This is a genomic window from Bacillus sp. Au-Bac7 (assembly GCF_021341655.1).
Taxonomy (GTDB): Bacteria; Bacillota; Bacilli; order Bacillales; family Cytobacillaceae; genus Niallia.
The window spans coordinates 165,251-177,691 of sequence record NZ_JAJTTG010000004.1 but is presented as its reverse complement, the minus strand read 5'-3'; the positions used below and the strand labels follow the sequence as shown (position 1 = coordinate 177,691).

Below are 12,441 nucleotides of genomic sequence, written 5' to 3'. Positions count from 1 at the left end.
TTTACTGACAAAAAATAATTAATATATTCGGATGATGTCGCCTTGCTTCACATCAGCTATTTCACTGTCTTCTAAATATAGCGTTCCTGGTAATTCTGGATTCTCCGATCCATCAAATTTGAGAGTGATATGTCCTAGGGCTGTCAGGTTTTTTTCCACAGCATCTCCGACCGATGTAATTGTATAGTTTTTATCCCCTAGTTGAAGTGTATCTCCTGCTTTTATTTCATTGTCAATATTATTTACCGTAATGGATAAGCAATAATCAGCAAGTTCTGCTGGTGCATTTTCTCCAAAAAGAATCAACATTTTGTCGCCAAGAAATGCGGATACTGAAGGACCTATTTTATTAATGACTGTTTCATATTTCTTTTGCATGGTTTTTTACTCCTTTTACTCTAAAATTTTTTGTGCTATTCAAACTGTGTTGTTATATGGTTATTCATAAAGTCCAAAACTAGCAAGCCAAGCGATAAAAACGGTTGGCGCTCCTGTCAAAAACCTGCCATACAGCACAGCCGGCACTCCGACTTCCACTGTCTCAGGCTCTGCCTCAGCTAATCCTAACCCTACGGGAACAAAGTCGGCTGCAGCTTGTGAATTGATTGCAAATAATGCAGGAAGTGCTAAGTGTGGTGGAATATTGCCTTTACCGATTTCTACACCAATTAGTGTTCCTACTACTTGAGCAATAACAGCACCAGGTCCTAAAAATGGTGATAACAGCGGGAAGGAACAAACAAGTGCTATCGCCATCAATCCCCAAACATTACCGATAAATGGTGATAAAATACTTGCAAAAAGATCGCCAATGCCTGTTTCTAAGATAATTCCAATTAGCATGGCAACAAAGGCCATAAATGGAAGGATCGTTTTAATTACGGTATCAATTGCATCTCGGCCTGCTTGATAGAAAACACTTGTGATATTCCCCATTCCCATGCCAACTCTTGCCATTAAACCTTTTGGTTTCTGTTGCTCACTAATTTTTTTGCTGGAATCATATTTATATTCTTTTTCTTCCGTTTTCTCAGCAGGAGTATTCGCTGTGTTTTGCAGCACTTCCCCGTCTGCAAGCTGGATATTATCTTTTTTTACACCTGACACATAGATGTCTTCCGTAATATGTTTCGCCAATGGACCACTTTGACCTGTAGGCATTATATTAATTGTTGGTATGCGTTTTTGCGGGTATAAACCACAACGCAATGTTCCGCCGCAATCAATAATGACACATGCCATTTCTGTTTCAGGAACACTTGTTTTAAAACCATTCACTAATTCACAACCAGTTAATTCAGCAATTTTATCTGCAATATCAGGTTTTTCGCCACCTGTAATATACACAACCTTATTTTTTTCTTCTGTTGGTGTAATGACTAATGGTCCGCCAAATCCGCCTGAACCTTTTGATATTTTAATAGCTTGATATGTTTTCATTTTCCTTCACCACCATTTATTATAGTTTAACAGTATCTTTTAATTTTACATTTTGTTGTTTAGCTACATAGGCTGTCATATAATCTGTGATCCAGCCTCGCAAGAAGTTCGTTACAATCCCAACTAGGAAATAACGAAGAGCTAATTCTGCAGTATCAAAACCTAGTGCCGTAATCCCTGCTGCAACACCTAAGAAAACAAATAATTCTCCTGGGTTAACATGCGGGAATAACCCGTTATGAGTGTGGCATGAATAGGAAGCAGCTGCGTAATAGCTTGGCTTATATTTTTCAGGCAAGAACTTGCCTAATGATAATGTCATTGGATTAGCTAAAATAAATGTACCGATGATCGGTAAGATAAAATAGCGGGTAAATGGGTTTTTCGCAGACTTTCTTGCCAGCTTCTCCACCCTTTCTTCCCCTACCAAACGGACAAGTGCATTCATCGCAACCAGCAGCATGATTAACAAAGGAACAATATCTGTTACCATTCCTATAAATGTCTCGCCCCCATGCCGGAACAAGTCCATAAATTTCTCTGCGCCTTTAATTAAGATATCCATATACTAATCTCTCCTTTTCTGTCAGCTTTTTTTAGGAATTAGATAATCAATCCAGCCTTTTTTAACTCTTAACTCTCCGCCTTTAGAAATAACATCGTAGCTTTTTAAAGCATCTTCTATTGCATACTTTGTTAATTTGTTTATACCTTTATAATCTCCATCTGAAATTTTCAATAGATTTTTCCCTTCAAACCCTTTTAGTTCTCGCACTCGGGAAAAAACCGTAACTCCTTGCATTTTAGCGGCTTTTATAATGTTATTTCGCTTATCAATGGCGAACATAACAACCGTTCCTGCTCTGAACATACCGGTTTTTTTGCCAATAGCTACACGGCCTAAGCGCCTTAATTCACTATACTTCCTATTGAAATGTTTAATTTGTAGAAAACCAAAAATACTTTGTAACAGCCATGCAATACCAATCAATATAATAAATCCTAAAAACATTTCCTTACCCCTTTTCATTAAATTCTCCAGCTGCAAAGATAAACGCTTACAAAATATTGCATAACGATTAACTAAACTTACTAATCTTTTTTAAACATTCTGATACATCCTCATAATTTGCTGCACTAGCTAGCTGGTTTATCACCTTTTCGTCATTTGCTATTCGAATAATTTCATCATAAACACTCACTAGCTGATGTTCGGTCATTTCAGATTGTTGTTCTGGAATGCCTAATAAGAAAATAAGTTTTATATCTTTTCCATCAGAGATTACTGTATCGGGGAAAACTCCTAGTGCCAGCTTAATTTGATCAGATTGATAATTAAAGGTATGTGGTATTGCAATGTAACGATCAAATACCATTGATCCTTTTTTCTCTCTTTCCTTAAGTCGGTTTATGAACTCATGATCCAAGTGTCCGGTCTTAACCAGTTCATCCACCATCGTGTATAAGTTATCATGATAATCAACCTTACTATTTAAAAGGAAGAAGCTTTCTTTGCTTATTAAATGATTTAAAATGGATGAATGCGAATTAGAATCAGCCTTTATCCTAAACGCTTTCATATATGCTACTTCTTCTATTTTTCGAGAAATAGCTTGTTCATCAAAGATTTCATTTATCAAAATAACCGGTTTGCTAGTTTGAATAGAAAGTTTTACTGTAGAAAAGATAATATCAAACTCATTTAGAAGTTCTTTTGTTACCTCTGTTTCTGAGAAAAGTTTTAATTCTGTCTCTTTATTGAGGATGCGCTGCAGCTGATTGGAGACTAGCTTAGCTGTTCCTCTTCCTGTTCCACAGATAACTGCTGCTTTTCTAATGCTTTTAACCTTCACTTCACTCTGCGAAATGAACACCCCAAAATAGAAAGCGATGTAACCGAGTTCATCATCTGAAACATCTAAATCATATTCCTTGTTAATGATGTCCCCTGCAATCTTTGCCATTTGAAAAGCTACTGGATACTTTTCTTTGACATCCATTAACATCGGATTTTCTATTCGCAAACCAAACATTAATCGGTTAATCATAAATGTTAAATGATATTGCAAATCGATAAAGAATGATTCATTTTCTTCGATAATATCTTTTTTGAAGCCAATATTTTCGACAATTAACTCTAGTAATCTCTTAATCTCACCTGGTATTGCAATATTTTCTATTGAGCGATTATTTGTTGGCGTCCTTCTTCCCGCGATTGGAATAGTAATGAAAATTATCTCACTTTCCGGGATTGTGATTGGAAGACATTTTTCAATGACGGCGGCAATCTCTAAACCGATTTGATAATCATGCGTATGCTTGAGCTTTAAATGACTGTCCTTTACTTTTTTTAATGGTTGATTTTTCAACAGTCGATCGAGCATTACTATTACAAATTCCATCAATCGCTTTTGTGTACTAGATTCGAAATCGTGGCGGGCAGCAATTGTTGTTATTTCTTCTTCGATGTCTTGATCTAATGGATAGGACCTGTAAATCATTTCAAAGACATTATTGATGATAAAAAAGCGAATATCCAGCTCGACACCATCTAAGCTAATTCCTGTATTTGGTTTACCATGAATTTTAAGATTATAGGCTTCCAACGATACAGAAGCTTTTTTCAATTCATTTACGAGTGTGGTTCGGCTTATATTCATCTCGTAAGCCAGCTCATCTAAAGTGATTATGACCTCATTATTAATAAGCCTTTCAATGATATAAGCTATACGGCGCTTCGATGAATCCATTAAATTTTTTTTAGAGCTGATGTGATTCATTAGAAGGTCAAAGCTAGATTGATCTTGTATGGATAACCAGAAGCCTTTGCCTCTTTTGTTATCAAGACATGCAATGCCCTCTAATTCCTCATTTACCTTCTTGATATAGTTTCGGACAGATCTAGTTCCTACTCCTAAAGCTTCTGCTAAAAACTCTAAAGAGCTATAGTCTCTTTGTTGCGATAATTCTATAATCTGAATTACTTTATCCTCTAATGTAAAGTCAGACATTCTACCACCTCTTTGCTAAATGAATGCCAAAACAGCAGGTTAGAAAAACTTAAAGTGAATGACAGTCAACCTCGTTTTAAACAATCATTAAAGGCATTCTGACTTCACTGTTAACCTCTAGATTTTCCTCCTGAAATATTCAATGTTGTACCCGTGATATAGCTGGAACGATCGGAAGCTAAATAGGTTACCAAATCGCCAATCTCTGTTAGTTTGCCTTCTCTTCCAAGAGGAATGGATTTGCTGTAATCTGTGGATAATCCATCTACAGTAACGCCGCGAGTGTATGCTAACGCTTCATTATAAGCATCTGTTCTTAAACCTGTTGTTTCAATGATACCGGGAGCAATACCAACAACTCGGATATTAAACTTTCCAAGTTCCTTTGCCCATGCACGAGTGAAAGAAATAACGGCACCTTTTGTAGCAGAGTAACAGCTTTGCCCAGCAGAACCTTCTTGACCAGCTTCAGACGAAACGTTAATAATGACACCTTTCTTTTCCTTTAACATTTCCTTAGCAGCAGCTTGAGCAAAAAGATAAGGACCTTTTTGATTTACTGCTACCATAAAGTCAAAATCACCCTCGCTCAATTCATATTCCGGTCTTTCCCCTTTATCATCCACTAACAATCTTGGCAAGTTAACACCAGCATTATTTACTAAGATATCTACAGTGCCAAACATTTCAACTGTTTTAGAAACAGTGTTATCAACACTTTCTTTATTTGTCACATCACATTTTAGAAAATAAGAACCATCTTCTCTAGCTCCTTCTTCTCCATTTAAATCTGCAACTACAACTTTAACTCCATTATTTAAAAGTCCCTTCGTAATTTCCAAACCAATACCAGAGGCACCGCCTGTTACGATCGCAACTTTTCCTTTTAAATTTAACCATGTATCACTCATTAGTAATTCCTCCTCCACATTTGTGTTTTGAAAGCACTTTCTATCACTGATTTCAGTATAGGAGGAATACTAAAATAATTTAATACAGACTTTTTCACACAAAAGTGAAAAAGTCTGTATTATTACTCTGTTTAATTAAATACATGGTTAATTAGGCATTTTGTTAGTGAAACAATACTTAAAATAAACCCTACAATCGCAAATTATTTTACGAAAGCAGGGTCTGATTTGCTTTATGTGATTGTTATTTTAATACGAGCTGTGCCACACATTCAACGTGCGCTGTGTGCGGGAACATGTCCACAGGCTGCAAATACTCTACCTTATAATCCTTGCTTAAATAATCAATATCCTTCGCCAATGTTGATGGGTTGCAGGATACGTAAATAAACTTTTTCGGCTTGACCTTTTTGATGGCGTCAAGCAGCTTACGGTCACAGCCGGTTCTTGGCGGATCGACTACTACTACGTCTGGGCGCCAGCCTTCTTCGACCCATTTTGGAAGCCAGTGCTCAGCTGTGCCGGTTACGTATGTGGCGTTTTTGATGCCGTGTCTATCGGCATTTTTTTGGGCATCGAGAACGGCTGCTTCGATTGTATCCATGCCGCGGACTTCGCTGGCACCGTCTGCAAGCCATAAGCCGATTGTTCCGACTCCGCAATAGGCGTCAGCAATCTTCTCTTTGCCTGTCAGTCTGGCTGCTTTTTTAACTTCGTCGTACAGCTTGACTGTTTGCACTGGATTCAGCTGGAAGAAGGCGCGGGCTGACAGCTCAAAGTTCAAGTCACCGAGTGTTTCCTGGATAACTTCCTCTCCTCTTAGATGAATCGTTTTCTCGCCAAATATTAAGGATGTTTTGTTGCCATTAATGTTTTGCACGAGTGACTTCACTTCAGGCAGACGTTTTTGAATTTCCGCCATAATTTGCTTTTTGCGCGGCACTTCTTTTTGGGTCGTGATTAAGACGACCTGTACTTCTCCTGATTGGAAGCCTGCTCTTGTTACAATGGTACGGACGATGCCTTTTTGGGTCCGTTCATTATAGATTGGCACCTGTAGCTCTTCTAAGATGTTGCGGACTTCTTCTGACACTTTGTTAGTGAGCGGGTGCTGAACCATACAGTTTTGGATTGGCACAAGGCGATGGGAATCAATACCGTAAAGCCCTGCGATCACTTTGCCGTTTTTTTGCTGGCCGATTTGGAATTGGCTTTTGTTACGGTAATTCCATGGGTCTTCCATACCGATTGTCGGACGGATTTCGAGATTTTCAATTTTCAGCTTAGTATGTCTTTCAAGTGATTGAATAACAATATCGCGTTTTTCGCGAAGCTGCTGATCATAAGCCAAATGCTGAAGCTGGCAGCCGCCGCATTGTTCATAAAAAGGACAAGGTGCCTGTACACGGAATGGTGATGCTTTGCGGATTTTTTTGACCTTTGCCTCTGAGAACTTCGGCATAACTTTTGTTGTCTCAACAACAACCTCTTCCCCTGGAAGGGCGCCTGGGACAAAAACGACCTGCCGTTTAAAATAACCGACACCTTCTCCGTTAATTCCGAGCCGCTTAATTGTCAGTGGGAAGGTTTGTCCTAGCTTTATTTTTACCGTGATTGTTTGTTTAATATCATTCATTCTTTTGCTCCTGTAATTAGGTTCTATTTTTTATTCATTATAATCAGTCTAATCTGCAACCTTTATACTAATACTTCTTTATTCGATAATCTAGTTATCCTGCAAATAAAAATCCCTCAAAATGAATTCTTTGAGGGATTTTTTTCTTATTCTATTCTAGCCCTTTTCTTTTTAAAAAGAAACGCACATGCACCAATCACAATCATGGCAATACCTGCCAGTAAATAATTGAAGGAATTTGTTGCCGTATTAGGCAGTCCATGTCCTTCCCCTTTCACACTGTCCTTCTTACCATCTTCCGTCGTATTACTGCTTCCTTCTTCGTTATCATTCGTGTCATTGCCGCCACTTTCTTGACTGCCGTTATCGTCCGGTTTATCTGTTCCATCTTCTGGACTTGGCGTGCCGTTCTCATCCGGCTTGTCTATTTCTTCTTCATCATCTGGAGCTGGTGTTTCTGGTTCCGCAACTACTGGAATTGTTCCAGTAGTGTAATAGTCCTTAACCGCATCTTCTGTCAAAGCAACAGAATCATACACAAGCACTTCATCCATCAGCCCTTTGAATGGGGTGTCCCAATAATTCACACCTAGAGCGAACAGGGCATTTTTGTCTGTGAAAACATTAAAGAATTCTGTGCCGCTAAATGCTTTTTCGCCATTGATATAAATATTGATTTGTCCGTTATCAACAGTAAAGGCAATATGAGACCATTCATTGACGGGAATTTGTGTGCCTGCATCTGCATCATACCAACCGTCGCTATTCGACCAGATCATGCTGTTATTGCTGACAGCATCATTGCCTTTCGGTACAAAGCTAATCCAGTTTGCATCTGTTTTGGCTCCAAAAAACGCAGACGTATAATTAGTAAGCTGCTCAGGGTTCAGCCAGAAGGATACGCTGTATTTATTGCTGGAAATCAGTCCCTTTGGCAATAGTACGCCTGATGCACCGTCAAAAATTGCACCTTGGCCAGTTTTACCTTCTGTGTAAGAAATTGTACCACCTGTGTTAGAAATGAGATTTCCTGTTGGCTGTCCATCTGCTTGCGTGCCTGTGCTGTCCTTTAAATCGCCTTCAAACGCATAGTGTGCAGCAAGTTTGCCTTGTTCCTCTGGCAAGACCGTAATCTCAAAGGCTTTACTAGCCGTAGCTTCCCCTTTTGTGATTGTTGCCGTCAATGTCACTTTAACAGCCTCTCCATTAGTCGGTCTTGTGACTTTTCCTTCACTTGTGACAACCTCTTCATTGGAGGAGCTCCAGCTAATAACCGCACCGCGCAGCCCTTCTGTTACAAGCTTCAAGTTGCTGATAACCGCTGTTGTATCACCTAAATCAAGACCAGCTTTCACTGCCTCGACTATTTCTTCATCTGATTTACTTTCCGCTTTGCTGCCCCAGACAGATACACCTTCATCTGATGTAGCTGTAAATGTCATTACATTCGATTTCGAAGTTGGGTCCCACTGGCTGACAAACACGCCATTGTATACCTTACCGTCAATCGTCAGCTCTGCTTTATTAGAACCTTGTTCCTTCCACGTACCTGAAACCTGACCGGTAATGCTTCCATCATTGTTCAAACTTATTAAAACAGACTGTTTAATGTCTGCTGAAATATCTTTGCCATGGTTAATAAACTTATAGTCGCCGGATATATCCGCTGCAGCTACATCCTGCAGGCTTTCACCAGCATATTCATATGGAGACACAACAGGCCAAGCCTCGTCGTTCATATACATTTTGTGAACACGAAGTTCATGCTGCTCTCCTCTTTCAGGAAAACGGGTATGGAAAATTAAATATTGTTCATCTGTGCTTTCATCGTAATAAACAGAGTTATGTCCTGGTGAGACATAGCCTGTGCCAATTCCTGTTCCGCTTTCCCCAATCTCTCTTTTGAACAGGTAGCTGCCCATCAGCTTAACGCCATACGGTTCAATTGATTTGTCGTCGAATAATGGCAATGTCGGATCTGCCTTTACATTCGTCATATCATTGCCTGCCGCGTCATAATACGGACCATCTGGAGTTTTTGAACGGACGACCCTCATGTTGTAGCCGCCAGTCGAATCCAATCCTCCAAACGACAAGTACATATAGTAATAATCTGTTTCCTTGCTGTATTGAATATAGGCGCCTTCAATTCTGCTGTGATTGCCGCCAAGAAGCTTTTTCCCATAGCCTTGGCCTGGAAGCTGCTTGCCTGTTACCGGGTCCATTTCAAGGATGAAAATCCCGCCGGAATAGGAGCCATACACCATCCAAAGCTTGCCGTTTTTATCGAAAAACACATCAGGATCAACAGCATTCGGATGCTTTGTCGCATCATAAATCGTGCCGTCCTCGCTTTCCTCATCCCACATGCCTGATTTCAAGATAATGCCAAGATCCTTGTATGGTCCATCTACACTATCAGAAACGGCAACACCAAGTGCTGAACGGGGAGAATCACCTTTACAGGCATTATAGTACATATAATATTTTCCATCCTCAAGCTGGATAACATCTGCCGCCCAGAGTGTATCGGACTCTGCCCAATCAAATGTTTCCTTCAGCTCTTCTAAAACATTCTCAAACAGAGGATTTTCTGCAGACACAGTGGAGGAGACTTGCTCCCATTGCATAAAATCCTTCGTTTTTGCAGAGGCAAGATGAGAACCGAAAACATAAAACTCCCCGTCTGCCTCAATAACAGAAGGGTCATGAACAGAAGCCCTTTTAAAGACCGGCTCTGTGGCAGCCTTAACTACTGCTGAATTTGTGCTTAAAAGAAAAAACTGCGGAATTACGAGAACAACTGCCAAGAAAAACATCAAAAACCTTCGAGATCCATTCCTTTTCATTGTGAATTCCTCCCTGCCGTGTCAGCTTTGTTGAGTAGCATTTATACTTGTCCATTTAAGCCAATACGGTTTCTCTATTATTGCTACGAAAGCTTATCCCCTCTTGCTTTAGCTCTATTATGTAAACACTTTCATAACTTTGATTATCGTATTACACATATACGTACGTGTCAATATATCAATTATAATTGTTCGTACATATTTACGAATAAAACAAGCAACTTATACGAATGAATTATCAAGAAAACACCTTTTTCTTTAGATTTTTTTACCATTAAATAGACAATCTAACAACAAAAGAGTAAAATTACACTAAAATGGAGGTGTTGTAATATTGGCTAAAAATTTATTTGTTTTTTTAGTTTCGCTTGTAATAATCGGATTTTCTGTCTACCTATATGGAGAATTATACGGATTTTCCTGGATGGAAAAAAAGTCTGAAACAGCTGTGTTGCAATATTTAGAGGCTAACGGAGAACTTGAGGAAAACATCAAAAAAATAGAACCGTGGTATGATGAAAAATCAGGTCATTATTACGTCACTGTCGTATTTAAAGATGAAAAGGGTTTAAACTATGAATTTATATATAGACATAAAGAAGCAATCTTTATTAATACGTATGATAACAGCAACAATGAATATGAAGGCAAGCATCTTCAATAAAAAAACAGCTCATTTGAGCTGTTTTCATTTTTATTTAGCTGGATGAAACACTATTTCAGTTCCCTTCTTAGCGGCTTCCTCTTTGTCCATGCTTTCTTGGAGTGCAGCCATTTTCTTTAGTGACTGAATAGCTGTTTCAAGATGTTCTGCGGCAGGTTTCGTTGTGAAAAGAAGGTACTGCAGACCATATCCGATAAAATAAATCGGTCTCAACAGCTTCTTCACATGCTTGTTTCGGATGATGTACAGCTCATATGCAAGTGCCAGTACAACGAAAAGCACAACAATACCGTCGATTTGATTAGAATAGGGAATAAGCCAAACCGTTACACTGAAGAGCGCAATAAAAATGACAAGATTCAAATGGCAGTCTTCGCTGATGCGGGACTGGCTTTGCACATTTTTTAATGTAAGGTCTTCTCTTCTATTAAAACAGTTGGCTGCCATATGTTCGGCAGCATGGTACTTTCCGAGCGGTGTGAGCTTGTAGATCAGTAAGTATAAAATTATAAGTAGTATAACTGCTGTTTCGATCTCTGCTGCACTTAAACCTCCGATTGACCAGCTTCCTTTGGACATGACAAAAAGAAACGTAAACCCAAAAGCTAATATAGACAAAAACGACTTCCATGTATCAAGGAATGATGTGATGAAAAACCACATACCTCTGACTATCGGCACTCTTTTTAAATATTTATCGATATCAAAGTCATCTATATCCTCTTCTTCCCTCCCCTTTATTTGGTGGGTTGTCGTAATCTTGCCATCTTTTCGGATTGATTTAACACTAACATTTTTTGAATGAAACTTTACGCCATTAAAAAGCGCTTTTCCTCCATAGTTCATAAATGTCTCCATTTTTCACAAGATTTTTTTCTCTTCCTTTATATAATATATTCCCGAATTGCACAATACATGTGTTAGCATAATCATGTTTGTCTAATTTTATAGACGTAAAGGCTTATCCGTTGGTTTCATGAAATCATTCAATACTTCGCCATAAATATAAAGAAGCATAGCTTAAATATGGCTCCCAAGCCGGAATCATTGCCTCCATTTGCTCTTTTGTCGGCTTGGCCTTTAAGCCAAGCAGCTTTTTTAAGGCATTTTGGATGCCGATATCTGCAATCGGGAACAGATTTTTCCTTCCTAGCCCAAACAGAAGCACATTTTGAATTGTCCATTGCCCAATTCCTCTGTACACTATCAGTTCTTTCATAATTTCTTCCTCTGTTTTATCATGCAGACTCTCTATATTCATTCTTCCTAAAGCAATCTCCTTCGAAATATCAATGATGTATTCAGCTTTTCTTGTACTGAATTGCAGCTCTCTTAAGTTTGCCACTGTAAGGCTGGCAACACGTTCTGGTTCCGGGTAAAACCATGCTCCGTCTTTTTCAAATCCATATGTTTTCACAAATCTTTCTGTCAATATATGGGCAAACTTTAAATTAAGCTGCTGATGGATAATGCACTTCACAAGACAGTTATATGGATGGAAATCAAGGACAAGCGGTGTTCCGAAATGGCTGTTAAACAGCTCGTGTAATTGTGTGTGCTGGAAATGTTCATGCACCTCGATAAGAGAGCTTTCCCATTGAAAAATCCGCGTCAGCTCTCGAATAACACTCTCTTCAAATTCGTCCGTATAGCCTTCTATTTGGAATGCTGGCTTCTCTGTTGTGCCAATCGCTACTACAGTTGTAACCATTTGCTTTTGACCAATAACAAGCGGAACTTTAACAGACCTCTCCTGAAAATCTATTTGCTGCAACGGATCTAACGCTAATCGGCTTAACACAAGATCAAAATTATATGGTCCTGCAACTGGAAGAATATGCAATAGAATCACCTGTTCTGTTTTCCACTCATTATAGCATGGATATATGTGGAAGTTCTATGCATTAACTAATCTTTACAAAAAAAGAAA

11 protein-coding genes are annotated in these 12,441 nt (G+C 38.8%); 1 reads left to right on the top strand and 10 read right to left on the bottom strand.

All coding sequences use genetic code 11. The annotated features are described in order from the left end of the window. Positions 1–18 precede the first annotated feature (18 nt). The 8 genes from LXM54_RS16500 to LXM54_RS28305 form a co-directional block, all read right to left on the bottom strand. Positions 19–378: a PTS glucitol/sorbitol transporter subunit IIA gene (locus LXM54_RS16500; protein WP_233316332.1), complete on the bottom strand. Its 360-nt coding sequence runs from the start codon at positions 376–378 to the stop codon at positions 19–21. Positions 379–438: 60 nt separating this feature from the next. Further along, a complete protein-coding gene (srlE, locus tag LXM54_RS16495; RefSeq protein ID WP_233316331.1) occupies positions 439–1,440 on the bottom strand; it encodes a PTS glucitol/sorbitol transporter subunit IIB in 1,002 nt (333 codons plus the stop codon). Positions 1,441–1,459: 19 nt separating this feature from the next. After that, positions 1,460–2,005 carry a PTS glucitol/sorbitol transporter subunit IIC gene (gene srlA / locus LXM54_RS16490; RefSeq protein ID WP_233316330.1) on the bottom strand — a complete coding sequence of 182 codons (546 nt, stop codon included), beginning with the start codon at positions 2,003–2,005 and terminating at the stop codon, positions 1,460–1,462. Positions 2,006–2,026: 21 nt separating this feature from the next. Then, entirely contained in the window at positions 2,027–2,470 is a 444-nt protein-coding gene (locus tag LXM54_RS16485; RefSeq protein ID WP_233316329.1) for a transcriptional regulator GutM, read from the bottom strand. A 49-nt stretch (positions 2,471–2,519) separates the two neighbouring features. Continuing rightward, complete coding sequence (locus LXM54_RS16480; protein WP_233316328.1) at positions 2,520–4,451, bottom strand: BglG family transcription antiterminator; 1,932 nt, start codon at positions 4,449–4,451, stop codon at positions 2,520–2,522. Between the two features lie 110 nt (positions 4,452–4,561). Beyond that, the gene (locus LXM54_RS16475) at positions 4,562–5,362 is read right to left on the bottom strand and encodes an SDR family oxidoreductase (protein ID WP_233316327.1); all 801 of its coding nucleotides are present in this window, start codon (positions 5,360–5,362) and stop codon (positions 4,562–4,564) included. Positions 5,363–5,606: 244 nt separating this feature from the next. Continuing rightward, positions 5,607–6,998: a 23S rRNA (uracil(1939)-C(5))-methyltransferase RlmD gene (rlmD, locus tag LXM54_RS16470; protein ID WP_233316326.1), complete on the bottom strand. Its 1,392-nt coding sequence runs from the start codon at positions 6,996–6,998 to the stop codon at positions 5,607–5,609. A 146-nt stretch (positions 6,999–7,144) separates the two neighbouring features. Further along, a complete protein-coding gene (locus LXM54_RS28305) occupies positions 7,145–9,847 on the bottom strand; it encodes a lipocalin-like domain-containing protein (protein WP_325169584.1) in 2,703 nt (900 codons plus the stop codon). Between the two features lie 334 nt (positions 9,848–10,181). Here LXM54_RS28305 and LXM54_RS16455 point away from each other — a divergent pair, with 334 nt between their 5' ends. Beyond that, positions 10,182–10,511, top strand: a complete 330-nt coding sequence (locus LXM54_RS16455; RefSeq protein WP_233316325.1) for a DUF3139 domain-containing protein — start codon at positions 10,182–10,184, stop codon at positions 10,509–10,511. A 30-nt stretch (positions 10,512–10,541) separates the two neighbouring features. Here LXM54_RS16455 and LXM54_RS16450 read toward each other — a convergent pair whose 3' ends face one another. Together LXM54_RS16450 and LXM54_RS16445 are read right to left on the bottom strand one after the other, a co-directional pair. Continuing rightward, positions 10,542–11,357 carry a DUF1385 domain-containing protein gene (locus tag LXM54_RS16450; RefSeq protein ID WP_233316324.1) on the bottom strand — a complete coding sequence of 272 codons (816 nt, stop codon included), beginning with the start codon at positions 11,355–11,357 and terminating at the stop codon, positions 10,542–10,544. Between the two features lie 136 nt (positions 11,358–11,493). Beyond that, positions 11,494–12,354, bottom strand: coding sequence for a DNA-3-methyladenine glycosylase family protein (locus LXM54_RS16445; protein WP_233316323.1), 861 nt, complete (start codon positions 12,352–12,354; stop codon positions 11,494–11,496). Between the last annotated feature and the right edge of the window lie 87 nt (positions 12,355–12,441).